This is a genomic window from Streptacidiphilus anmyonensis (assembly GCF_000787855.1).
Taxonomy (GTDB): Bacteria; Actinomycetota; Actinomycetes; order Streptomycetales; family Streptomycetaceae; genus Streptacidiphilus; species Streptacidiphilus anmyonensis.
In genome coordinates this window covers 15,255-39,174 of the sequence record NZ_BBPQ01000026.1, presented here as the reverse complement: position 1 = coordinate 39,174, position 23,920 = coordinate 15,255, and the positions used below count along the sequence as shown (strand labels likewise).

At 69.8% G+C, this 23,920-nt stretch carries 22 protein-coding genes; 11 read left to right on the top strand and 11 right to left on the bottom strand.

Annotation, left to right across the window (positions count from 1 at the left end):
• Nucleotides 1–12 precede the first annotated feature (12 nt).
• Nucleotides 13–942: an acyl-CoA thioesterase gene (locus tag TR50_RS22200; RefSeq protein WP_084700733.1), complete on the bottom strand. Its 930-nt coding sequence runs from the start codon at nucleotides 940–942 to the stop codon at nucleotides 13–15.
• A 176-nt stretch (nucleotides 943–1,118) separates the two neighbouring features.
• Between TR50_RS22200 and TR50_RS22195 the strand changes: the two genes are divergently transcribed.
• From TR50_RS22195 to TR50_RS22175, 5 genes are all read left to right on the top strand, one after another.
• Entirely contained in the window at nucleotides 1,119–2,468 is a 1,350-nt protein-coding gene (locus tag TR50_RS22195; protein WP_042424464.1) for an MFS transporter, read from the top strand.
• Between the two features lie 130 nt (nucleotides 2,469–2,598).
• Nucleotides 2,599–3,180 carry a 2,4'-dihydroxyacetophenone dioxygenase family protein gene (locus TR50_RS22190; RefSeq protein ID WP_042424462.1) on the top strand — a complete coding sequence of 194 codons (582 nt, stop codon included), beginning with the start codon at nucleotides 2,599–2,601 and terminating at the stop codon, nucleotides 3,178–3,180.
• 117 nt (nucleotides 3,181–3,297) lie between these two features.
• Nucleotides 3,298–4,074 (top strand): SDR family NAD(P)-dependent oxidoreductase, encoded by a 777-nt coding sequence (locus TR50_RS22185; protein WP_042424459.1) that lies wholly within the window; start codon nucleotides 3,298–3,300, stop codon nucleotides 4,072–4,074.
• 96 nt (nucleotides 4,075–4,170) lie between these two features.
• A complete protein-coding gene (locus TR50_RS22180; protein ID WP_042424613.1) occupies nucleotides 4,171–5,355 on the top strand; it encodes a lactate 2-monooxygenase in 1,185 nt (394 codons plus the stop codon).
• 22 nt (nucleotides 5,356–5,377) lie between these two features.
• On the top strand, nucleotides 5,378–6,358 hold the full coding sequence (locus TR50_RS22175) for a 2-hydroxyacid dehydrogenase (protein WP_042424456.1): 981 nt from the start codon (nucleotides 5,378–5,380) through the stop codon (nucleotides 6,356–6,358).
• A 739-nt stretch (nucleotides 6,359–7,097) separates the two neighbouring features.
• On the opposite strand, the gene TR50_RS22170 is transcribed toward TR50_RS22175, so the two are convergent.
• On the bottom strand, nucleotides 7,098–7,958 hold the full coding sequence (locus TR50_RS22170) for a neprosin family prolyl endopeptidase (protein ID WP_042424453.1): 861 nt from the start codon (nucleotides 7,956–7,958) through the stop codon (nucleotides 7,098–7,100).
• Between the two features lie 163 nt (nucleotides 7,959–8,121).
• Between TR50_RS22170 and TR50_RS22165 the strand changes: the two genes are divergently transcribed.
• On the top strand, nucleotides 8,122–9,465 hold the full coding sequence (locus TR50_RS22165) for a tetratricopeptide repeat protein (RefSeq protein ID WP_042424450.1): 1,344 nt from the start codon (nucleotides 8,122–8,124) through the stop codon (nucleotides 9,463–9,465).
• 496 nt (nucleotides 9,466–9,961) lie between these two features.
• Here TR50_RS22165 and TR50_RS22160 read toward each other — a convergent pair whose 3' ends face one another.
• Nucleotides 9,962–11,698 (bottom strand): thiamine pyrophosphate-dependent enzyme, encoded by a 1,737-nt coding sequence (locus tag TR50_RS22160; protein ID WP_042424448.1) that lies wholly within the window; start codon nucleotides 11,696–11,698, stop codon nucleotides 9,962–9,964.
• Between the two features lie 40 nt (nucleotides 11,699–11,738).
• Complete coding sequence (locus TR50_RS22155; RefSeq protein ID WP_042424446.1) at nucleotides 11,739–12,584, bottom strand: alpha/beta hydrolase; 846 nt, start codon at nucleotides 12,582–12,584, stop codon at nucleotides 11,739–11,741.
• A gap of 240 nt (nucleotides 12,585–12,824) precedes the next feature.
• Between TR50_RS22155 and TR50_RS22150 the strand changes: the two genes are divergently transcribed.
• On the top strand, nucleotides 12,825–14,513 hold the full coding sequence (locus tag TR50_RS22150) for an alpha-keto acid decarboxylase family protein (RefSeq protein ID WP_042424442.1): 1,689 nt from the start codon (nucleotides 12,825–12,827) through the stop codon (nucleotides 14,511–14,513).
• Nucleotides 14,514–14,561: 48 nt separating this feature from the next.
• Here TR50_RS22150 and TR50_RS22145 read toward each other — a convergent pair whose 3' ends face one another.
• Together TR50_RS22145 and TR50_RS22140 are read right to left on the bottom strand one after the other, a co-directional pair.
• Nucleotides 14,562–15,755: a PucR family transcriptional regulator gene (locus TR50_RS22145; protein WP_042424434.1), complete on the bottom strand. Its 1,194-nt coding sequence runs from the start codon at nucleotides 15,753–15,755 to the stop codon at nucleotides 14,562–14,564.
• Between the two features lie 48 nt (nucleotides 15,756–15,803).
• Entirely contained in the window at nucleotides 15,804–16,304 is a 501-nt protein-coding gene (locus TR50_RS22140; RefSeq protein ID WP_042424610.1) for a hypothetical protein, read from the bottom strand.
• 143 nt (nucleotides 16,305–16,447) lie between these two features.
• Here TR50_RS22140 and TR50_RS22135 point away from each other — a divergent pair, with 143 nt between their 5' ends.
• Nucleotides 16,448–16,999 (top strand): HdeD family acid-resistance protein, encoded by a 552-nt coding sequence (locus TR50_RS22135; RefSeq protein WP_042424431.1) that lies wholly within the window; start codon nucleotides 16,448–16,450, stop codon nucleotides 16,997–16,999.
• 40 nt (nucleotides 17,000–17,039) lie between these two features.
• Here TR50_RS22135 and TR50_RS22130 read toward each other — a convergent pair whose 3' ends face one another.
• Together TR50_RS22130 and TR50_RS46860 are read right to left on the bottom strand one after the other, a co-directional pair.
• Complete coding sequence (locus TR50_RS22130) at nucleotides 17,040–18,224, bottom strand: PucR family transcriptional regulator (RefSeq protein ID WP_042424424.1); 1,185 nt, start codon at nucleotides 18,222–18,224, stop codon at nucleotides 17,040–17,042.
• A 536-nt stretch (nucleotides 18,225–18,760) separates the two neighbouring features.
• Entirely contained in the window at nucleotides 18,761–18,898 is a 138-nt protein-coding gene (locus TR50_RS46860) for a hypothetical protein (RefSeq protein ID WP_160311151.1), read from the bottom strand.
• Between the two features lie 1,115 nt (nucleotides 18,899–20,013).
• On the opposite strand from TR50_RS46860, the gene TR50_RS22125 reads away from it, so the two are divergent.
• The 3 genes from TR50_RS22125 to TR50_RS22115 all read left to right on the top strand — a co-directional run bounded on the left by TR50_RS22125 (nucleotide 20,014) and on the right by TR50_RS22115 (nucleotide 21,688).
• On the top strand, nucleotides 20,014–20,412 hold the full coding sequence (locus TR50_RS22125; protein ID WP_042424421.1) for a hypothetical protein: 399 nt from the start codon (nucleotides 20,014–20,016) through the stop codon (nucleotides 20,410–20,412).
• Nucleotides 20,409–20,630, top strand: a complete 222-nt coding sequence (locus TR50_RS22120; RefSeq protein WP_042424418.1) for a hypothetical protein — start codon at nucleotides 20,409–20,411, stop codon at nucleotides 20,628–20,630. Before TR50_RS22125 ends, TR50_RS22120 begins: the two co-directional genes overlap by 4 nt.
• Before the next feature lie 359 nt (nucleotides 20,631–20,989).
• Nucleotides 20,990–21,688: a hypothetical protein gene (locus tag TR50_RS22115; protein ID WP_152648556.1), complete on the top strand. Its 699-nt coding sequence runs from the start codon at nucleotides 20,990–20,992 to the stop codon at nucleotides 21,686–21,688.
• A gap of 83 nt (nucleotides 21,689–21,771) precedes the next feature.
• Here the strand turns inward: TR50_RS22115 and TR50_RS22110 are convergent, their stop codons facing one another.
• From TR50_RS22110 to TR50_RS22100, 3 genes are all read right to left on the bottom strand, one after another.
• Nucleotides 21,772–22,050 carry a DUF302 domain-containing protein gene (locus TR50_RS22110; protein ID WP_500803126.1) on the bottom strand — a complete coding sequence of 93 codons (279 nt, stop codon included), beginning with the start codon at nucleotides 22,048–22,050 and terminating at the stop codon, nucleotides 21,772–21,774.
• 329 nt (nucleotides 22,051–22,379) lie between these two features.
• On the bottom strand, nucleotides 22,380–23,105 hold the full coding sequence (locus tag TR50_RS22105; RefSeq protein ID WP_152648555.1) for a hypothetical protein: 726 nt from the start codon (nucleotides 23,103–23,105) through the stop codon (nucleotides 22,380–22,382).
• A gap of 86 nt (nucleotides 23,106–23,191) precedes the next feature.
• Complete coding sequence (locus TR50_RS22100; RefSeq protein WP_152648554.1) at nucleotides 23,192–23,611, bottom strand: DUF1622 domain-containing protein; 420 nt, start codon at nucleotides 23,609–23,611, stop codon at nucleotides 23,192–23,194.
• Nucleotides 23,612–23,920 lie beyond the last annotated feature (309 nt).

The following is a 23,920-nucleotide window of genomic DNA, read 5'->3' as shown; positions in this document are numbered from 1 at the left end:
GCCGACCGGGTATCAGCCGTCCTGCGGCCGCAGTGGCCGCAGGACGGTCTCCTGAGCGACGGACGCGACCAGCGTTCCGTCGCGCGACCAGAGCTCGCCCCGGACGAAACCGCGCCCGTCCGCAGCGGACGGGCTGCGCTGGTCGAAGAGCAGCCACTCGTCGGCCCGGAACGGCCGGTGGAACCAGACCGCATGGTCGAGTGAGGTCATGAACACCTGCGGCGCGGCCGACCTCGCCACGGCGGGCTCCTCGACGTGCAGCGCCGCGGTCGGCGCGAACAGCAGGTCCGACCCGTAGACGAGCAAGGCGGCGTGGAGCAGCGCATCATCCGGCAGCAGTGCGGGCGTTCGCAGCCAGGTCTGCTGACGACAGTCGCCCGGCCGACCAGCGGCACGGACCTGCGCCTGGGGCACGTGCCGCAGATCGAGCACTTCGAACGGCCGGGAGCTGCACACCCGCCGCGCGGCGGCGTTCTCGCGCCAGGCGTCGAGCAGGTTCGGCCGGCCCTCCGGTTCCGGCCCGGACGGCATCTCGCGCTGACGCTCCGGCAGGACCGCGGCCGTGCGTTCAGGCGCCTTGAACGACGCAGTCAACGTGAAGACCTCCGCTCCGGCCTGGCGAGCCGTCACCCGGCGTGCCGAGTATCCGCGACCGTCTCGCACCCGGTCGACCTCGTAGGCGACGGGCTGTTCCAGGTCCACGGGGAGGAGGAAGTAGCTGTGGAGCGAGTGCGGCAGCTGCCCTGCCCGCACGGTCAGTCCGGCCGCCGTCAAGCCTTGCGCCACCACCAGGCCACCGAAGCCGCGCCCCGGCGCGCCGGCGTGGCACCGGCCCTGGAACCGGTCACGGCCGAGAGCCGCCAGGCGCAGCACCTCGACGGCATCCACTCCGGCCGGGTCAGCCGACGCACGTTCCACCGTCACCGGCACGAGAACCTCCATGGGCGATTGAGAGTGAACAAAGAATCAGTAACTGGACATCCTGGAGCCACTATCAGCAGAAGACTAACCGAGTGATGGCCCCAGAGGCCTTGCACAAGGATGTGACTAATGATTCAGTTCTGGTCTGTTGCCCGCCTCCGGAACACCGCCCTCACTCCGAGGAGTCCGCCTTGGCCATGGACCCCACCACACCGTCCGACGCAGCACCGTCCGACACCGCCGGGCCGGCCCGCACCGCCGGACGCGCCTGGCTCGTCGTCGCCCTGCTGTCCTTGCTGATGCTCGCCAACTTCGCCGCAAAGATCGGCGTGGGTCTCGCCGGCGCACCGCTCAAGAAGGACCTCGGGATCGGCGACGCCGGCTTCGGGGTGGTTCAGAGCAGCTTCTTCTGGCTCTTCGCCGTCGGCTCCGTGCTCGGCGGATGGCTCGGCGGGAAGGTCAGCGCCCGATGGCTCCTCGGAGGCATCGCCCTGCTGTGGGCCGTCAGCCTCTCCCCGATGACCGGACAGATCGGCTTCACCGGCGCCGTCGCCTGCCGCGTCCTGCTCGGATTCGCGGAGGGGCCGACCCTCGCCATCGCCCTGCAGGCGGCCCACTCCTGGTTCCCGGCCCAACGTCGCGCCCTGCCGACCGCCGTGGTGCTGCTCGGGGCGGGCGCCGGGCCCCTCGTCGCCTCGCCCGTGCTGACCGCCGTGATCAAGAACCAGTCCTGGCACGCCGGGTTCGGCGTCCTCGCGGTCTTCGGCGGAGCCGTCGCCCTGCTCTGGCTGCTCCTCGGGAGCGAGGGACCGGAGGACACCGGCACCGACACCGCGGCGCCGCAGCCGCGCCCGCTGCCCGACACCGTCCCCCTGCGCCGTCTATTCGCCACCCGCACCATGGCCGGGGCCCTGGCCCTGCTCTTCGTCGCCTACGCCGACGCCGCCACCAAGCTCAGCTGGCTGCCGCTCTACTTCGAGAAGGGCCTCGGCTACGACACCTCCACCACCGGCGTCCTGGTCGCACTGCCCTTCCTCGGCGCCTCGATCGCCCTCGTGACCATCGGGTTCGCCTCCCGCGCGCTGACCCGCCGAGGGCACGGCAGCCGCCTCACCCGAGGCGTCATGCCCAGCGCCGTCGTCCTGGTGGGAGCGCTGCTCACGCTGGTCTACCCCTGGCTGGGACGCGGCCCGCTGTTCGTCACCGTGCTCACGCTCAGCACCTGCTGCATCGGCGGCGGCTACGCCATCGTCTTCGCGGGCCTGTCCGACCTCGTCCCGGCGCGCCGGCGCACCGCCGCCTTCGGGATCGTGGTGGCCGTCTACAGCCTCGGGGCCGTCATCGCCCCGGCGTTCGTCGGGGCACTCGTCGCCGCAGCGCACCCTGCTCTCGCCGGCTACCGCTCGGCGTTCCTGATCATCGGAGCAGCGCTCGTCGTCGGCTCCACCGCCGGCCTCCTGCTCATCGACCCGGAACGCGACGCCGCCCGGCTGGCGACCCGCTCAACTCCGGTGCAGCGGACCGAACCGGTCGTCAGCACCCCTTGACAGGGTCCCGGGACGGGTCCCTCGTCGCATCTCGGTCATCCCTCGCCTTTCGTCACGCCCCGGCAGGCGCCCGGCGCAGCACGCGTGCTGCGCCGGGGGCCGCCACGACCCTCTCCAGGAGGACCACGCCATGTCCGTCATCCCCACCCCCACCGTCGCGACGACGAGGAGCGGAGCGACGCTGCCGCTCATCGCCCTGCCGCAGACCGAGCTGCTGACCATCGACACCACCACCGCGCCTATGCTCAAGCGCGCCTTCGGTGACGGCGCCGACGTCCAACTGCTGCGCCTGGACCCCGAGGCCGGCCGCTGGGTGGTACTGGTGCACATGGCCCCGGGCCGCACAGTACCGGTCCACTACCACACCGGGACCGCCGAGGTCTGGACGATCTCCGGCCGCTGGCACTACGCGGAGTACCCGGATCAGCCCCAGACCGCCGGCTGCTTCCTGTACGAGCCCGGCGGCTCGGTCCACACGCTGCACACCCCGGCCGACAACACCGAGGACACCGTGATGCTGGTCCTGGTGACCGGCGCCAACATCAACTTCACCGAGGACGGCGCGTTCGACTCCGTCATCGACGCCGTCAGCATCCAGTACCTCGCCGAGAAAGCCGCCCACGCGCAGGACATCACACTGCGGTACATCCACGGCGGCAGCGCCGTCACCGTCGGTGAGACGAACGGGGAGCAGTCGTGTGCGCCGTCCTGATGGAACGCGGAGAACTGCGCGCCCTCCGGAACCTGGCCACCCCACCCGAGGCTGCCAAGGCCCTCATCGTTCCCGCCCGTTGAACCCCAAGACATAGCGAAGAGAGACGCCCCGCCCATGAATCCCAACTCCACTCCCCATGACGCCGGCGAGTTCACCGGACGCAACGCCCTCGTCACCGGAGCCGCGTCCGGTATCGGACTGGCCATCGCCCGCCGACTCGCCGCTGGTGGCGCCGCCGTCACCCTCGCCGACTTCAACCAGGAGGGCGCTGCCAAGGCTGCCGCGGAGCTGACCGCCTCCGGCGCCACGGCCATCGCCGTCCGCGTCGACGTCACCGACCCCGCGTCGGTGGAGGAAGCCGTCCGCACCGCCGCCGACCGCCTCGGCGGCCTGCACCTGGCCGTCAACAACGCGGGCATCGGCGGCGTCACCGCCCCCACCGGCCAGTACCCGCTGGAGGAGTGGCGCCGCGTCATCGCCACCAACCTCGACGGCGTCTTCTACTCACTGCGCCACGAGATCCCCGCGATCCTCGCCTCCGGCGGCGGGGCGATCGTCAACATGGCATCGACGTGCGGCACCCACGGCTTCCCAAACACGCCCGCCTACACCGCGGCCAAGCACGGCGTCGTCGGTCTCACGAAGACGGCGGCCCTCGAGTACGCGGCCAAGGGCGTCCGGATCAACGCAGTCGTTCCGGGCTTCATCGACACCCCGCTGCTGGCCGCCTACGACCCGGCGAAGCGCGACCTCCTGGTGGGCCTGCACCCGGCCGGGCGGCTCGGAACCGCCGAGGAAGTCGCCGAGATGGCCGCGTTCCTGCTCTCCGACCGGGCCTCCTTCGTCCACGGCAGTCTCCACCTCGTCGACGGGGCCTACGCCGCCCGCTGAACCGGCTCCTCCCCAGCTCACCGGACCGGCCCTGGGGCAACCCCCTTCGGCATGGGCTTCCACCTGATCCAAACCTCCGAAGGACCCATCGAACACATGACGAACCGCGACAACGACGACTGGCACGACTACCAGTTCGACATCTACCTCAAGGGAATGGCGGGCACCGTCCCACGCCTGCCCACGGATCTGACGCGGCTGGAGGCTCTGGCCGCGCAGCGGCTCGCGCCGGGCCCGGTGGGCTACGTCGCGGGCAACGCCGGCAGCGGCCGGACCGATCGTGCCAACCGCAATGCGTTGGACCGCTGGCAGATCGTGCCGCGGATGCTGCGCGACGTCAGCGAACGGGACATGGGGGTCGAGCTGTTCGGCCGGGCGGTGCCCGCCCCGTTGGCACTGGCCCCCATCGGGGTGCTGTCGATCATGCACCCCGACGCCGAGCCCGCCGCCGCACGGGCCGCCGCACGCCTCGGCCTGCCGTTCACCCTCTCCTCGGCCTCCAGCACCCCCATGGAGGAGGTCGCCGAAGCGATGGGAGCGGGCGCCGAGCGGTGGTTCCAACTGTATTGGCCCACGGACCGCGAGGTCACCCGGAGCTTTCTGGCCCGGGCCAAGGCGTCCGGATACTCGACGCTGGTCGTCACCCTCGACACGTGGCTGCTCGCCTGGCGGCCGACCGACCTCGACCAGGCCTACATCCCGTTCCTGCGTGGCATCGGCACCGCCAACTACTTCAGCGATCCGGCCTTCCGGGCCAGCCTGGCCAAACCGGTCGAGGAGGACCCGCAGGCGGCGGTGCGGCACTGGTCGCGGATGTTCTCCGATCCCAGCAAGACCTGGGACGACCTGCCGTTCCTGCACGAGCACTGGGACGGCCCGATCGTCCTGAAGGGCATCCAGCACGTCGACGACGCACGCCGCGCCGCCGACGCCGGCATGGACGGCATCGTCGTCTCCAACCACGGCGGACGCCAGGTCAACGGGGCCGTCGGCGCGGCCGACACGCTGCCGGCGATCGCCCGCGCCGTCGGCGACCGGCTCACCGTGCTCTTCGACAGCGGCATCCGCACCGGCGACGACGTCCTCAAGGCCCTGGCGCTCGGCGCAAGTGGCGTCCTGCTCGGCCGCCCGTACGCCTACGGCCTCGGTCTGGACGGGCAGGCCGGCGTCACCCACGTGCTGCGCACCCTGCTCGCCGAGTTCGAACTGACCATGGCCCTCTCGGGCTACTCCCGTCCCGCTGAACTCAGCCCCGGCGCGCTCGTCCGCGCCGACAGCTGAGGGCCACGACCCGAAAGGCCCCATGAACGACCGCAAGCATCTGATCGCTGTCGTGCCGCCTCACGCCGGCGGGCGGCGCGCCGCCGCGGCCCTGGCGTCACGCGTCGCCCACTGCGCCGAGGTCACCGCGGTGGAGTCGGTGACGGAGGTTCCCGACGCGCTGGCCCGCGCCCACGTGGTGGTCACCGCCCTCGCGCCGGTCACCGCAGCCGACTTCGCTGCCGCCCCGCGGCTGGAGTTCGTCCAGTGCACCAGTCACGGTTTCGACTACGTGGACCTGGCGGCCGCCCGCGCTCGCGGAGTGACCGTCGCCACCATCGGTTCCAGCGGCGCGGAGCACCACAACGTCGCAGAGCACACCTTCGCGCTGATACTGGCCCTGGCCAAGCAGATCGTCCCCGCTCACAACGCGCTCGCCCGCGCCGAGTGGACCGCGCCTGGCCTGCAACGCTCGCTCACCGAACTACACGGCAAGACTCTGGGCCTGATCGGCTTCGGCGCCATCGGCCAGGAGGTCGCCGTTCGCGCCGCCGCCTTCGGCATGACCGTGCTCTACGACGCCCGCCGCGCCCACCCCCACGCCGAGCAGCGGACCGGCGCACGACGGGTGTCCTTGGACGACTTGCTGCGCAGCTCCGACTACATCTCGCTGCACGTCCCATTGAACGCCGGGACCCGGAACCTCCTCGACGCCGAACGGATCGCGCTGCTCAAGCCCACCGCGTTCGTGGTCAACACCGCCCGCGGGGCAGTCGTTGACCAGGAGGCCCTGGCCGACGCCCTGATCGCGGGCCGGATCGCGGGAGCTGGTCTCGACGTCTTCGACCCCGAACCCCCGACCGCCGCGCTGCGGCTGCTGCGCGCGCCGAACGTCGTCCTCTCCCCCCACCTCGCCGGCGTCACCCGTGAGACTGTGCGTCGTATTGCCGCGGCCGCGCTGGAGAATGTCGCCGCCCACCTCGACGGAACGACGCCCAAGGACATCATCAGCCGCGGCCGCTGACGACGACAGGACACACAGCCGTGCGGCCCCCAGCCATGGGTCCCAGCACATTGGGTCCAGTCCACATTCACTCTCCGCGCATGCCGCGACTCCCAACTCGTCGTCGGCAAACGCGACGTCAGCGGAAGCGAGAATCGCCTTGGCGCACCTCTGACGCAACATACGCGCAACAGCGGCGCTCGTACGCCCCGCTGGGCAGCGCGGCGGAACGGCACAGCCGAATCACGACAAGCCGCTGACCTGCAGCGACGTCCTGGATCAGACTGCCGCAGTCACTCATTGCGCAGCCACGCCCTCGTAGATGTCGCAGATCTACGCGGGAGGGCCCCCAGCCGTGATCGGAAAGGAGCCCTCCTGACGGCACAATATACGGTCTGACCAGCTCTTTTACCTACGGCAGGTTGCGCGCCATGACGATGCGCTGGACCTGGTTGGTGCCCTCGTAGATCTGGGTGGTCTTGGAGGTACAGCCGGGCTGCCTGGGGCTTTACCCCAGAAGCCCGGCTGAACTGCGAAAACTCTCTACACGAGTTCGCACCGCTTGCCATGGCTTTCCGCCCTCCCGCGCAACACTGACGCAACGTCAAGAAGCGGAAATGTGCACCGCCTGCCATCACCTACCAATCCTCGACCGGTTCCCATGTCACAGTCAGTAACCAGCCCGAAGTCGACCAACGCGCCCGGAGCACAGGCCAACTCGTCCGCCTTCCAGGGCGCTGTTCAGGAGCGCAACAGAGGTTCAGCAGGGCCCGGTGCCGGGGCCGCCGAGGTGGAACGATGTCCGGGTGACGCGCCCGGCGTCGTAAAGAGCGGGGCTGGTGGCGGCAACCGTGAGCTGGGGGCGGTCGGTGGCGTCGAGCAGGCGGTAGTCGGCTATCCAGCCGGAGCCGTCGGCGGTGCCGAAACGGCCGTCTCCCATCTGCTCGCAGGTACTGCCGGTGGCGTGGGCCACCTCGCTGAAGGCAGTGATCACCTGGGCGCGGGTGTAGCCGCCGCCCCACAGCGAGCCGGGGAAGTACCCCACCGCGTGCTCGTCGTAGAACACCCACCAGTCGCCCGCGATGTTCCGGATCGAGAACTCGGCGGCCTCGCCGGGTCGCAGTGCCATGCCCGCCTTGGCAGTGCGCGAGACCTGGACGAAGCCGCAGCCGTTGTAGCAGCTCACGGCCCCGTCCACCCAGTGGTAGACGAACAGGTGCGGCAGCAGGTCGCCGTTGAGCCCGAGGTCGACGGTCCAGCCGATCTCGACGGTGGACTTCTGGTCCGCGGACTGCAGGGCCAGCTCCTGCAGCGAGTGTGCGTTGGTGTCGCCGGACGTGAGCGTCGGCGACGCCTGGAGCATTCGGACGGTGGCGCCGGCGGTGTCGGTGCGCTGACGCCCGGCCACGTAGTCGTAGCAGGCGCCGAACCAGCAGATCGGACCGCTGCCGTTGACCAGCGGCGGCAGCCCGGGCGGTGTCGGCGCCGCCACGAAGGTCCGTTCCGCGCGGGCGTGGACGGTCGTGACGGCCATGGCGTGGGCGGTGGGTGCGGCGGCGAGCAGGCTGAGCGCGGTGGCGACGGTGGCGGCGCCGCTGACCAGGGCCTGGTGGATGCGCATGGGGTCCCGTTCCGGTGCAGGAGGAGGTGCAGGAGTGGGGATGACGACGTAAATCGCTATGTAACTCTGATTAAGTGCCAGACTTACATCGCCGCCAAGCTAGTGGCGCCGCCCGGTTCCGGCAAGAGCGCCTGCGGCCGTAGTGTCTGGGGATGTGACGCCAGTGAACGAGCCGACCGATCGGCAGGCCGTCGGCCGCCGGGTGCTGAGACTTCGGACCGAGCGCGGCCTGACCCAGCGTGCCCTGGCGGAGCCGGACTACACCGCCGCCTACATCTCCACTCTGGAGGCCGGCAAGGTACGCCCCTCCGAGGCCGCGCTGCGTTACCTGGCCGACCGGCTCGACGTGCCCTACGAACTGCTGGCCACGGGGCGGCCCCCGCAGTTGGCCGGCGAGCTTGGACTGCGTCTGGCCGAGGCCCGCCAACTGCTCTGCGCGGGCGAGCCCGCTCAGGCGGCAGAGGACTACCGGGAGCTCGCCGCCGAGGCCGAGCGGCACGGCCTGGGCGAGCAGCAGGCGGCGGCCCTGCTGGGGCTTGGTGACTGCGCCCTGGATCTCGGCGAGTTGGACCTGGCCATCGCATCCTTCGAACGCTGCGAGGAACTGCTGCGGGAGGCACCGCTGCCGCAGCGGGTGCCGGCTCTGCGCGGCCGGGCGGTCGCCCACCTGCTTGCCGGCGACCTGCGCTACAGCTGCTACCTGCTCGAGAGCGCGATCGACCAGCTAAACACCGGCGGGCTGGCGGATCCGCACGCTCTGCTGCTGCTCTACTCCGCGGTGATGGGCCCCTACATGGACCTCGGCGCGCACCGCCGCGCCGCCCAGGCCGCCGACCTCGCCCTTGCGCTGGCCCCCAAGGTCGACGACCCCGCGCTGGTCGCCCGGCTGCACCGTGGAGTGGCGCGTACCCTGCTGGCCGAGGGCCGGGCTGCAGAGGCCGAGGCGTCCCTGTCGAAGGCCGAGGAGCTCTACCGGCAGCTGCGGATCGGCATCGAACTCGCCCACTGCCACTGGATGCGCGGCTACCTCCGGGCCCAGGACGGCGACCTGCCCGCCGCCGAGCGGGAACTGCGTCTCGCCCGGGAGCTGCTGGCACGCGATCAGTCCACCCTCTACACCCAGCAGATCGACGTCGAACTGGCCGACGTGCTGCGCCGCGCGGGCCGCCCTGACGAAGCCGCGGCGCTGCTGACCGACCTGACCGAGGAGCTGCACCACGGCCGCGGCGCGGTGCACGCGGGCGCGGCGCACCGGCTCCTCGGCCGGATCGCCGAGCAGCGCGGCGACCCGGCTGCCGCCGAGGACCACTACCGGGCCGCCCTCAACCTGCTGACCGGCGCCGGAGCCGCCACCGATCTGGCCGACCTGTGCCGCCTGCTCGGGGATCTGCTGCGCCGCGCGGGACGCCTGGAGGAAGCACTCGACGCCTACCGCGATGGTCTCCAGCACCAGGCCGCGCCGGGCACCACCACACTCGGCCCCGCCCCGGCCACGCCACCGTTCTGAGACCGCCGGGCCATCAGTACCCGGGCGCGGGGGTGGTCGGCCCGAGGGCGGGCTCGACCCGCAGCTCCAGGGTGATCGGCGCGGCGGTGCCGACAAGGTCGAGGACCAGGACCTCGTTGGCTCCTGCGCGCCACTGCGGTCCGGGGGCGTAGAGAGTGACTTGCGGACCCTGCTCGGTGCGAGGCGGCCGAGGAGGAAGCCGTTGACCCAGACCCCAGGGTTCGGTCGCTTCCCGGGACCGTGACGAAGGCGTCGGCCGGCTCAGGCAGGTCCACCACGGCACGGTGGAAGGCGGGCCCCTCAGTGGTGTCGGCGACAGCACGCGTCGTCGGCAGGACGGTCAGGTCGTCGAGCGGGAGCACCTGGACCTCTTCGGCCTCCAGTGAGCCGCCGTGGTAGATCTCGCGCCAGCCGCCGGGCATCGCGTCCGGTGCGTCCGGCGAGGAGTCGTGGCTGTCGGTCATGGTGCGTCCTCCTCTGTCGACTGGGCAGCCGTTCAGATGAGCCGGGCGTTGTGCGTTGCGGTTTCGATGACGTCGTCGAGGCTGCCGGCGAGGACCTGTCGTGCCGCGCTGAGGGTGAATCCGGCGGCTGGGCCGGCGGGGACGTGGGCGGGGACGGCGAGGGCGTAGGGGTCGACGAGGACGTCCACGACGACCGGGCCGCCCGTGTGTGACAGCGCAGCCGCGAGTCCGTCCGGCACGTCTTCGGGGTCTTCGATGCGGATTCCTTTGGCCCCCATGGCCTCGGCGACGGCGGCGAAGTCGGGGTTGGCGAAGTCTGTCCCGAACGGGACGAGGCCGGCTTCCTGCTGCTCGATCTTGACGAAGTCGAGGCCGCTGTTGTTCAGCACGATGTGCACAACCGGTAGCCTGCGCTGGACTTCCGTGAGGAGGTCGCCGAGCGCGAGCATGGTGAAGCCGCCGTCGCCGCACAGCGCGATCGTCTGCCGGCCGGGGAAGGCGAGCTGGGCGCCGAACGCCCCGGGTGAGGCGGTGGCCATCGACGCCCACGAGAACGATCCGAACAACCGGCGCCGCGGCCCGTAGCGGATGTGCCGGGCAGCCCAGATCACGGCGGTTCCGGTGTCGGCGAAGAACAACGCGTCGTCGTCGGCGAGGTCGCTGAGGACCGCGGCCAGGTACTCGGGCCGGATCGGCTTGATTCGTGGCCCCTTGTCGGTGTAGTGCCGCATACGGCGGTGGAATCGCTCGGTCTCCTCCACGCAGCGGGCGAGGAACCCGTTATCGGGCTTCGGCTCGACCAGGGGCAGCAGCGCCGCCACCGTGGCCTGGACGTCGCCGGCGACGGCCAGGTCCACCGGGACGCGCCGGCCGAGCCGCTCCGGGTGGTGGTCGACCTGGATGACGCGGGCCGTGCCGTGCTGTGGCAGGAAGGGACTGAAGGGGAAGTCGGTGCCGAGCATCAGCAGCACGTCCGCGTGCTGGAGCGCGTGATGACAGCCGCCGTAGCCCAACAGGCCGGTCATCCCGACCGCGTTCGCGTTGTCGTGCTCCAGGATCGGCTTACCCTTGAGTGAGTAGCCGACCGGTGCACTCAGCCTCCCGGCCAGGGCCGTGACTTCGGCGTGCGCCCCGGCGCAGCCCTGGCCGCCGAAGACCGCCACGGTGCCGGCATCGTTGATGATCTGGGCCATGGCGGCGAGGTCGTCCGGCCCGGCGGCCGCACGCAGCGGGCGCGGCAGCCGGATCTCGTAGCGGTCCTTCGGCGCGGGCGCCGCCGCCACGTCGCCGGGCAGGGAGACGACTGCGGGGCCGCCCCGTGTCATCGCTGCCGTCACCGCGGCGGTCACGACGGTACGCAGCTGGCCGGGACTCACCAGCCGCCCCACGTACACCGACGCGGGCGCGAAGAACCGATAGGGGTTCAGCTCCTCAACGGTCTCGCTGTCCATCAGATGGGTTTCTGTGTCGCCGGCCAGGACGATGACGGGAACCTGTTCCTTGAGGGCGTCCAGCATGCCGTTGATCAGGTGCACGACCCCGGGGCCCGCGGTCCCGCACACCGCGACCGGGTGCCCTGTCAGTTTCGCCTCGGCGACCGCGGCGAAAACACCGAACTCCTCGTTGCGCACATGCACGAAGTCGACCTGGCCGTTGCGGCGCATCGCGTCGACCACCGGGTTGAGCGCGTCGCCCACGATGCCGTAGCAGCGCCGTACGCCTGCGCTGACCAGCATCTCCCACAGGCCGTCGGCCACTGTTTTCGACATGACGAGTGTCTCCGTTCTCAGCGGTTTCGGTCGGATCCCGTCAGCGGGGGTCGCCGGTGGTGGCGTCGAGGACTCCGGCGCGTGGGTTCAGGGCCCAATCGAGGGCGAAGTCGGCAACGGCCTCCCAACCGGGCTCGCCGCAGGTGAAGTGGTCGCGACCGTCGAACACCGTGTGGGCGGTGATCGCAGCGGAGTGCTTCGCGTTCTTCTCGTAGTTCTGCCGCTGCACGACGGGCGGCAAGATGTGGTCGCTGCCGCCGGAGACGAACAGCAGGGGTCCCCGTTCGCCGTCGGTGAAGTCGAAGGTCGTGGCCGCGTGCGGGGTGACAGCGGCGAGACCGCCCTGGAACAGGATGCGGGCCGGTGTCGGCACCGCGTAGCGGTCGTATGCCAACCGGGAGGCGTCCTTGTCCAGGGTGTTGGTGAAAGCGTAGTGGAACTGCTTGGGCGTCAACGGGACAGCCCGCCGCGCGTTCGCGGGGTCCTTCAGGACCGGCAGCACGGAACGCAGCTCCGAGATCGGCATCGCGTTCACGCCCTTGACCGCGGCGCCGTCGATCGACACCCCGGCCGCCCCCAGGCCGGCGCCCACCAGCAGTTGGGCGAAGGTCCCGCCGAACGAGTGGCCCATGATGATCGGCGGGGTGTCGAGCTCTCCGATCACGCGGGTGAGGTGGTCCATCACCTCGCGTACACCGACACCGGCGATACCCGAGGCGTCCTCCCGCAGCGCCTTCACCCCGGCCTCCCCCGGCTCGATTCCGGGGTAGCCGGGCGTCAGCACGGTGAAGCCGCGCTCTTCGTAGCGCGCCGCCCAGTGTTCCCAGGCGAGTGGCGTCATCCACAGGCCATGGATCAGTACGATCGTGTCCGGTGTCGTGGGCATGTCTGCAACCCTCCGTCGCAGTAAGGGATTTGGAAGAGCACGAGCCTCTTCGGCTCACGCCCTGTGGCTGCCCAGCGTGGCAGTCGTCGCGTTGTGCCCGGGGCACAGGACCCCGCCCACTTGTTGGGCCTGTGCACAACATCCCTGCCGTGAGCATGGTGGGCATGGGCGAGGTAGGCCTCGCCCCGACCATGGGTATGTGCCGGCATCCGGGCGTACTCGACCAAGGAGGCAGGACAAATGACCACAAGCACCATCGGGGACTTCCTCCTGCGGCGCCTGTGCGAGGCGGGGATCGCGCACCTCTTCGGCGTCCCCGGCGATTTCAACCTCGCTTTCATGCAGCAGATCGAGGACGGGGGCGCGCTCGCCTGGGTCGGCACCTGCAACGAACTGAACGCGTCCTACGCCGCAGACGGCTACGCGCGACTGAACGGCATCGCGGGTCTCGTCGTCACCAACGGGGTCGGCGCGCTGAGCGCGATCAACGGGGTCGCGGGGGCGAACAGCGAGCACGTCCCGGTGGTCGTCGTCTGCGGCTCGCTGCCGCTGAAGGCGGTGGACCAGCGGCTGCTCATGCACCACACCCCGGCCGACGGCAGCCAGAACACGTTCTACCGCGCGTTCGAGCAGGTCACCGCGGCGCAGGCGAGGATCACCCCGCAGAACGCGGTGATCGAGATCGACCGGCTGATCACCACCGCCTGGCAGCTCAAGCGCCCGGTCTACCTCGAACTCCCCTCCGACATCGTCTACCTGGACATCGAGGTTCCGGACGAGCCGCTGCGGTTGGCCCTGCCGGCCAGCGATCCCGAGCGGTTGCGGGCCTGCGCCGACGCCGTCGCCGCCAGGCTGGCCGCGGCCACCGCGCCGGCGGTCGTCATCGATCTCGATGTGGACCGGTTCGGTGTCGCCGGTGAGGTGGCGGAGCTCGCCGGGAAGCTGGCGCTGCCGGTGGCGACCATGGTCACCTCCAAGGCCGTCATCGACGAGACGGCACCCACCTCTGTCGGCCTGTACGCGGGAGCGGGCAGCCTGCCGGTCACCCGCGACTCGGTCGAGAAGAGCGACTGCCTGGTGACACTGGGATACCGGCCGGTCGACCTGACGACCAGTTGCTTCAACGACGCGATCCCCGATTCCGCGATCCGGCTGCACGCCTACTCGGCGGACGTGGACGGCGTGAACTACCAGGCGGTGACGCTCAAGGAACTTCTCCACGCCGTGATCGACGCAGTCGAGCCGGTCACTGACCGGCAGATCACCCGCCCGGTCCCGATGCCGGTCGCAACGAACACCCCACCGACCGCGGGCCGACTCACCCAGGGCGAATACTGGGCAGCCATACAGGAGTTCGTCCGCGCGGGCGACGTGCTGATCGCCGAGGACGGCACCGCCAACGGCGGCGCGTGGGGGCTCAGCCTGCCGCCGGACTGCACGTTCGTCACCCAGGCCGTCTGGGGCTCGATCGGCTACAGCGTCGGCTCCACTCTCGGAACCCTCCTCGCGGCACCGCACCGGCGGCACTTGCTCTTCGTCGGGGACGGCTCGTTCCAGCTCACCGCCCAGGAGGTGTCCACAATGCTGCGGCACGACCTGAAGCCGATCATCCTCCTGGTCAACAACGGCGGTTACACCATCGAACGGACGATCCTCGGCAGGACCGCACGCTACAACGACGTGGCCAACTGGTCCTACGCGCAGTTGCCCCAGGTGTTCCAGCCCGGCACCACCGCCCGGTCGTGCACCGTCTCGACGCTCGAAGAGCTCAAGGAGGCTCTCGCCGCACCGCACGACTCCCTGGTCTTCATCGAGGCGGTCATGGACCGGTTCGACACCCCCGACCTGCTCATCGGCGCCGGGCACGGATCCGCCGACCTGGACTACGGGCCGCGCGGCCCCCAACTCCGCCCCGGCGCGCAGATCTGAGGTGGCGTCAGGTGAGCGAGCCGGCCAGGATTCCGTTGCCCGGCCCGCTCACCCGGAACGACCGGTTGCGCCCACGCCGACCGCCTCCGTCCAGACGACGGCCAGTCGGGCCAGCTCACGATGCGCGTGGTGATCGAGGTCGAGACCGGACAGCTTCTCGATCCGACTGATGCGGTACAGCAGGGTGTTGCGGTGGACCGGGAGCGCCGCCGCGGTCGCCGACCGGTCGAATCCGTGTACGGCGAGGCAGGCCAGGGTCTGCGCCAGGGTCCCGGTGGGGTCCTCGGTGTTCAGCCGCCCCAGAACCCGCTGCGTGATGGTCTCCGCCAACTGCGGAGAGTTGGCGAGCATGATCTCCGTCACAAAGTCGTCGGGGCGGATGCGTCCTCGGCGCCCCGCTCTCGACGCGAGAGTGACCAGATCGTGCAGGTTGCCGACCGCGTCAGCGATCCCTTCCGACGCGGTCGTCGGCGCGGTGGCGAGGATCAAGGCACTGTCGGCCAGGGGGACCGTCCAGTCGAATCCCGGCCCGGTCAGACCGGCAACGCGATACCCCTGCGCGCAGGCGAGCGCGCCCTCGGCCCGCAGGCGGGCCGCCAGGCCGGCGTGTGCGGCGGCCGAACCGCCCTCGATCGCCACGACGAACGGGCAGTGCGGGCCCTCGAGAACGAAGCCCAGCCGCGCCGCCCGGTCGAGATCCTCAAGGGTCGTCGCCGACCGGGCGCAGAGGCTGGCGAACAGCATCGTCGCACGGGCGTTGTCGCCGGCCGACGGAAGGTCTCGTTGGTCAGCGAAGGCCCGAGCGACCGTGGTCAGCGCGACGTCCAGGAAGGCCCACGGCACGTCCAGCTGGGGCACGAGCAGGAACCACTCCTCGGCCGGACTGGACTCGAGGAGAGTACCCCGCACCGACCGCGCAACCGCGCAACAGGCACGGAACACGTCCTCGGCGGTCAGACCGCACCCGGCCGCCACGCGCGCCGCCTCGTACAGTTCCGACAGCGCGCCCGTGGCGGGCTCCTGCCCGCTGACCAACCAGTTCCTGATCAGCTCGGCGCTGCGGCGGACGATGTCCTCCCTCACGTCGGGCCGGCAGCCCTGGCCGCCGATCCGGCCTACGGGAGTGTCGCTCAGCTCACCTGCCAGCCGACGTACCATCAGCTCACTGTCGAGCTCGCACATGACGCCGCGCAGCCGGGCGACCGCCGCAGGCCCGTGACCGACCCGGGGCATGGCGTACATGGGTGTGACCTTCCAGAGAAATCGGTGCGGACCGGAGGCAGAGCGCCGCTACACCAGGTCCGGCGGCGGGAGCAGGAAGTTCCATGCGCTCAGCACCCCGCTGAGGAACGCCACCAGCGAGGCGGGCACCAGCGGGTAGAGGCCGGCGGGCCTGCCGGCCGCCAGGACGGCCCCGCTGCCCACGAACAGCAGCATGACGACCACGCTGGTGTCCCGGCGGTCGAACAGGCCGGTCACCCGGTTGCCGGCGGCGGCCGGCCCGCGTCTGCGCCGCCCGATGGCCAGTAGGCTCAGGCCCCCGCACACGCCGGCCGCCATGAGTTCGACGCCCAGGACCCGGTCGGGCTGGCGGGGTGTCAGCAGAAGCGTCGCCATGACCAGCGGGGCAACGAACAGCACGAGGGTCTGCCCCGCGATCGCCCGCAGGTCTGCGTGTCTGGCTATCCGCCCCGCGTTCAGGGACACCGCGACGAACAACAGTCCGGTGAGGGCCGCGCTGGCGCCTCCGGTCATCACGGCGAAGTTTTCCCAGCTACCAGGAACGGCCATGACCTGCACTCCCCCATCGGCAACCGGACCACGTCCTTCGGGATCCTCGTCGCCATTGAACGCCCGCCCCTGTTGTGCGAGGGCACGAAGACTTGGCGGGATTTTGGGAGTTCGCCCACCGGCGGCGCCCATAGCGTCGCGGCATGAACAAGAGCCTCATCGCCCGCCTGGGCGGTTCCTGGTCCTGGCATCTGCTCTACGGGCTGGTCTCGATTGTCACGGGCCTCATCGCCGTGGCGTGGCCCAGCCCCACCCTCGTCGTGCTCGCCGTGGTCTTCGGCGCTCAACTGATCGCAGCCGGAGTCTTCCGACTCGTCGGATCGGCAAGCCTGGGAGAGACCGGCACAGCCCGCACCCTCACCGCGGTCCTCGGCGTCGTGAGCCTGCTACTCGGGCTGTACGCGATCCGGCACATTCTGATCACGCTGCTCGCATTGGGACTACTGCTCGGCGTCTACTGGATCGTGGACGGCTTCACCGCTGTGTTCGCGGCTCTCGACCACCCAGGTCTGCCCGGGCGAGGCTGGAACGTCTTCATCGGGCTGCTCGGCGTCTTCGCCGGCCTGACGCTGCTGGCCTGGCCAGGGCTTTCGTTGCTGACGCTGTCCTTCTTGGCCGGGCTGTGGCTGATCATGCTCGGCGCTATGCAACTCGGCCTGGCACGCGGTATCCGGAGCATCGCCCGACCAGCCTAGATGCACCCGGAGGACGGCCCCGGCCGACGGAGTCGTGCCGTCACCAGACCGACCGTACGTCCGCGGCGACGGTCTCCCAGGTGACCGCGAGCAGCACGAGCGTGCGGTCCCGCTGGTCCTTGAGTGACAGACCGGTGAGCTTCTCGATCCGGGCCACCCGGTACAGGAGCGTGTTGCGGTGCACCGGCAGCGCGGTCGCAGTCTTCGTGCTGTCGAAGCCGTGGACAGCGAGACTTCGCAGGGTGTCTGCGAGATCCGCGGCTCCGGTCGCCTCCAAGGGACCGAAAACCCGCCGGACGATCCGGTCGGAGGCTTCCGGTGCATCGGCCAGCAGTAGTTCGGGCAGGTAGTCGTCGGCGCGGACCCGGCCCCGGCGCCCGGACCGGGCCGCGATCGCGACCAGCGCGCGCAGGCCGTCGGCCGCCGCGCTGAGCCGGTCGCGGGCGAGCGGCGGGTCCAGCGCGAGGATCAGCCGGGGGTCCTCAAGAAACGTCGCCCAGCGGAACCCGGCCGGTGTCAGACCCATCACCCGGACCCCTTCGGTGAAGGCGAGCGCCCCGGCCGTGCGCAGCCGCGACGCCAGATCGGCCTGGCCGGAAACGCCCGCCCCGGCCAACAGGGCGGCGAAGGGCCGGTACGGTCCGACAAGCTCGAACCCGAGCCGCGCGGCACGGTCCCGATCCTCGATCGTGACCGGCAACCGCGCGCACAAGCGGTCGAAAAGGGCGCGGGCGCGCCGGTCACCGGCCGTCGAAGGCGCGTCCTGCTGGTCTGCGTAGGCCTGTGCGAACACGTCCACGACCAGATCGAGGTAATCCTCCAGACAGGACCAGACCGTGTCCCACTCCGCGACGAGCACCGCCCGGTCCTCGTCACTCGCCAGGTCGAGCAGCGCCTCCCAGAACATGCGCGCGCCGCGCCGGTAGACAAGGATGCTGTCCTCGATGGGTTGGCCGGCGGCGGCCCGAGCCCGCAGGAACTCGTGCAGTTCCGACAGGAGATAGTCGTCCGGCGGGATCCCGTTGACCAACCAGCGCAGAGCGAGGTCGACGTTCCAGCGCACCACAGCCGTTCGGTCCACCGACCATTCGAAGTCGGTATAGGCCGGCAGCCGGCCGAACCCTGCTTCCATCCGGCGCACCACGACGCCGACATCGAAGCGCTCCAGAACACGCCGCAGTTCGCCGCCTGCCCTTCCCGGGCCGGACGGGGGAAGCACGCTCACGGGCCGATATTAGACCAAGCTCGAACAGAGCGACTTCCTGGCGCCATTCGCAAGGATTCTCGATGGTGAGGGTCGAGGGTCCGCCCGGTCGCCGGGGCCGCGCCGGAAGGCTCACGGCACGTGAGGCTTCGTACGCCTCCCCAGGCGCAGCGGCCCCATGCAGTTTCCCGAGCCCGGGGGAGAACAGGACCGATCGGCTCTCACTCTCCGTATATGGCCCGACTCTCGGCTTTCAGCAAACGAACCCGACGGCAACCCCCTCACCGGAGGCTCGAATCGGTCTGGGACATCTCTCACGCAACATACACGCAACAACCGTGCTCACGGGCACCGTGATGCCTCGGGCCGGAGCGGGGCAACCGGGCCGCTCAATGCCGCTGACCTGCGATGACGGCAAGGGCCGTGCCATCACACTGTCCAGCCGCCCTGCCTTGCCCTCGTAGATCTCGCACATCTACGCGGGCAGGCGCCCTTCCGGGGCCGGAAGGGCGCCTGTTCCGATGGCGCAATCAGGTCATTGACCTGCGCTTTTGACCCTACGGCAGGTTGCGCGCCATGACGATCCGCTGGACCTGGTTGGTGCCCTCGTAGATCTGGGTGGTCTTGGAGGTACAGCCGGGCAACCTGCGACTTTGCCCCAGGCGGCCCGGCTGACCTGCGAAGGCTCTCTTCACGAGTTCGCGCCGTTTGCCATGGCTTTCAGCTCTCCCGCGCAACACTGACGCAACGTCAGGAAGCGGTGATGCGCAATGCTTGCCATCGTCCACCACCCCTCGAGCAGTTCGCTTGTCACAGTTAGTAACAACCTTGCACTCGCCCAGCGTGCCCGGCGCTCATCCGGCTCCGCACCCGGGCTCCGGCTGTCGACTCATCCACGGGGGAGCTGTCGGATACAGAACCCGGCGCTCAGGCTTCCGGGATGGGACGGACGAACGCCTACAGCGTGAGGTTCTCGGGCTCGGGGCCCTTGCGAACGCCTGTGTCCAGAGCGTCGAGCGCGGAGCGGGCGGACAGGTCCAGTGCCTGACGCGGTCGGGCAGCGGACCAGGTGATGGAGCGACTCTTGTCCGGCGCGGCCGCGGACGAAGTGGACAGAACTGACAGACTTCCACCCACGCGGCCGAATACTCACTTCATGGTGGATCGACGGCCACTGAGCAGAGAAGCGAGTACCGCGTTGTCCACACTTATCCACAAGTCGTGTACAACGATCTTCCCAAGGTCGGACATGGTCGGCCCTGGCTACCGGCCGCTCCCTCTCGGCTGGTCGGCCCTCGCCTGATCAGCGTCTTCCCGACATGCGTTCTGCCGAGACGGACCAGTCGGGCGAACACGGTCGTCAAAGCCGACCTGTCCGCCAGGGCGATGCGGGTACCCGCACAGCGAAAGGACGAGACCCGGGTACGGGAGAGAGCCGCCTGGCTCACTCCCCGCACTCATAGGGTGTGGTCCGGCGTCGGCAATGGCTGCGGCGAGCCGCCGCCCTGATGCTGCCTGCGCCAGACTGACCGAGCCGTGGCGGCTTCAAGGAGTAGGCTGAGGCCAGCCGATCGCTGCCGAGTTCGACGACCTCTTCGGGCGGATCCTGGAGATCGTCGGGACCCGATCCCCGCTGGGGTCTGGGCGCCCGCGACCGAGATGCATGAGACCGGATACGCCTCACTCGTCGAGGCCCGAGCTGCCCTGGACCAAAGCCGACGACACCGACGTCGAGGTCAGCGCACGGGAGGGCACGTCACCGCGCCTGGAACTGGCGCCCAAACCTCCTTGGACAGGAGGATACTTCGCCATGCCTGGCATCTATGCCCTCATCGATCCCGACGGACGGCTGCACTTCCGTGACGGCGATACTCGCACGATGCTCAAGGACCCCGACGCCGCGCAGACGGGACCCGTCGCCTTCACCATTCTGCGCGCCCAGGGCAGAGCCCAAGGGTTGTGCGGTTACACGGGGGATGACTCCCTCCCCTCCGGCCAGCAATCCAACCCGCTCGGCCAGGCGCTCCTGGCCGCCTTCGGCAGCCCCGAACCGCCGATCCACGGCACCCTGGCCATCTGCGGCACCCACGCCGTACCCGGTGACACCATGGCCGGCCTGTGTGGACTCAGCGACCCCCAGCAGCGACTCATCCGCTCCGTCCACGCCCGAGTGCGCCAAGAAACAGAGGAAGCAGGCCACCGGCCATGACGACGCTGAAGGCCGAGTACGGAGTCGCGACCGCCGTACTGTGGCACATCGTTGGCGACGCCAACGGCGCCACACTGTGCCACAGACTGTTGTCGTCCATCGCAGAGGTCCGCCCGATTACCGATGCTGACTGCGAGGACATCGAAGCCAGTCAACTGTGTCCGCGCTGCCGTACCGCCCTGGAGCGGGCCCCAAGAGAGACCGATGACCAAAGCTAGGTCCTTGTCTCACGTGGTGGCCGAGCTCGTGACCTGGTGGAGAGGGTCATCACAGGAGTGCCATTCGACGAAGCAACTTGGCCACCTCCCGGACCGTGCGATGGCGGCGCGCTGTAGGCGCGCGTGTCGGCGGCGGCCCAATTTCAAGCGACGCCGAGGCCTGGGAGCAGCGGGCTCGCCCATGGTGATCGGGCGAACAGCCACGACGCCGAGCCGCTGCAACCCCCTGCCTGGGGCTCGGCGGCACACAGGGACGACGGCCATCGGCTCCTCTCGTGCCGTTGAGGGAGGCATCGGCGTGGCCGGAGAACCGGCGCGCCACTGCGTTGAGGTCATGACCGGCGAGGCAAGAATGGGGTATGGCATCTGGCCCGAACCCGGTTGCTCCGCCCCCGCCGACGCCGGTCCAGGCCTCTGAACGCGGCGAGCACTGGTGGCCGGTGGCGCTGGCGATTCTGGTCGCCACGGCTCTGCACGTGGCACTGCCCGCACAGTACCGAGTGAACCCCGTCTGGGTCCTCCCGGCCGTCATGTTCGCCCTGCTGGCCGCGCTGATCATCGGAGATCCCGGCCGCATCGATCGCCGGAAGCCGTGGCTGCGGATCACAACCAGCGTCGCCGTCGCCGCCTTGACGGTCGCGAATCTGTTCGCCGGCGTCCGCTTGGTGGCCGACATCCTGACCAACAACAAGTTGTTCGCCAACAACGCCGGCGCGCTGCTGGCCACCGGCGGAGTGGTCTGGGCCACGAATGTGATCGCCTTCGGTCTGTGGTTCTGGGATCTGGATCGCGGTGGTGCCGCCGCTCGCGCGCACCAGCCCTATACGAATCCGGCCCTGATCTTCCCGGAGATGCTGCACACGGACTACGTGCCCACCACCTGGGTGCCGATCTTCGCCGACTACCTCGTGCTGGCCTTCTGGACCGCCACTGCCTTCAGCCCCACCGACATCTCCGCGATCAAGCGCTGGGCCAAGCTGATGATGATGACGGAAGCGGTTGCCTCTCTCGGAATCGGCGCGCTGGTGATCGCCCGCGCCGTCAACCTCCTGCAGTAGCAGCAGGCGACCTGCGGGACCGCTCAGCGGTCAGCTCTCACCCGTCACCAAGAAGTCCGGGAACTCCCACGCTCCTTCAAGGCCTACGCCGACAGCGCCGTCGAAACCAGTGATCCGACCACGTCCAGGGGCTTCATCACGTTGTCCGACACCCCGTAGGTGCTGTCCGAGAAGCTCACCCACACGCGGGCACGGTCGTCTGCCCACACCTGTGCTCGAAGCGGCAGCTCCAGAGCGAGCAGCCGCGAGGCCACCATCGCCGACATCCCGACACGGGGGCTGCCGAAGATCAGCAATTGGGTGTCGGCCATCCGCACACCGACTCTACGCGCCGCGGCAGCGTGATCCATGACCGCAAACAGCGATAGCCACTCACCTCGATCTGGCGTTCCAGCCGCAGCGCCGTCGTCCGCACCGAGAAGGGGCTGGGCACGCTGATCACGCCAGGGCTGGCGAGCCCGGCGAGAACCGCCGCATCTGGCACAGCCTCGATCTCCTCTTGGCAGCCACGGTCTCGGGATTTACCACAGTACCACCGGCGTGGACACCGCTGAAGTCGACACGCGACACGTCCGCGGGCCGGGTCACCGAAGGGTCGCGTGTGGTTACGACGTGCCGATGAGGCCCGGTCCGCGTTGGCGGTGTCAGCTTGACGGCAAAGCGGGAGGAGAGCATCCACCTGGAGTACGCCCTATCCGCTGCTCGCTGTTACGACGGCTGGCGGTTCGTCGACCGCCTCGGGTGCGCCCAGGAACTCCACAACGGCGACGGCTCCCAGGACGGCCACGGCCAGGCAGAAGACGACCCAGCCGGTGGGGTAGGTCCAGAAGCCCAGGATGACCGCCGCCACCGCGAGGACGGCTGTCAGCACCCAACGCTTGTAGCGGTGCACCCACGGTCCCACCGTGCCACGGCCGAAGCCGGAGCGGTCACGAAGTCGCCCGATCCACTCACGGCACTTGCTGCGAACCAGCACCGCGTACCGACCGCCACCGGAGGCGTACGCGCCAAGCGCCACGACCAAGCTGAGGATGCCAACCGCCCTGATCGTGTGGCGCAGGTAGAAGGCAGTCTGATCGAAGATCGCTGAGGCGGCCGCCTCGGAGGAGTCGGCCGACAGATGGTCGAGAAAGAGGTGGCGGGCGACCGCGAGGCCGATGCCCAGGATCAGCATGCCCGCCGCGCCGCCCAGCGCCACGGCCACCAACGCTCGCCGGCTCCGTACGGCGAGAAGGACTCCGCCCGCCGCGATCAGCACGGTGAGGATGGGAAGCCAATTCCCAACAGCATTCAAAAGATGGTAACCCGTCTGGATCTTGGAGACTTCGCTGGAGGTGAAAAGCGTGAACGAGGAGTTCACCGTCAGGGATGTGCGACGCCACGCCCAGGCCGCCGAGCTCGCGATCCGCCATGCCATGCCTCAAGGCCACTGGAGCGCAACCCCGTTGCGGCTCCTTGCCGCGAACCTACGAGCACTCTGGCCTGGCTGGGCTCCGCCTGCGCTCACTGGGACTCCTGGGGGCGAGCCGGGTCAGAGGATCCCCGCTTTGCAGCGCGGCGAGTCGCCCTTGCGCCGCTGACGAGGGCACGGCGCCAAGGAGCGACACCCTCGATCTCGATCTCCAACGAGAAGCTGAGGAAGGTGCGGATCAGCACGATGACGCCCAGCACACCAACGTTCTCCAAGGTGGGTGCCACCGCTACCGTCCGAATGAGGTCGGCTGCGACGAGGACCTCCAGCCCCAACAGAATCGTCCCCCCGAAGCACTCCCGCAGCGCCTCGTAGCTGCGGGCGGCTACCCCGGAGCGGCGCCAGGTCTGCACCGCGACAACGAGCGAGAGAACAAAACCGCCGACCAGGACCGCGGCACCGACAGCCTCGAAGGCTTTGGCTGTGTCGTCCATGGCCTCGGTGAACGTCACGGGTGCCTCCGGAGGCGGGTAGGGCACACGACGGGCCGGATGTGCTCCTGGACGACTGGCGCTTCAGAGAGCCTCGCCATGTGGCGCGGCCTCCTCGTGCCGTCCGTGTACTGGCATGATGCCAGGTTCCCACCTGTCCGCCGGTCGGGCTCGCCGTGACCGCCGGCAAAGTGCGGAGGTTCGGACCTCGCCACCGCCATCGGTCCAATGCTGCCCGACTGTGCCCGGAGCCCTTGCGGGAGGTCACCGCCTTCAAAGACCGCTGAACTGACGGCCGGCTGCGACGCCCTGACCATTCCCGTTCCTCGT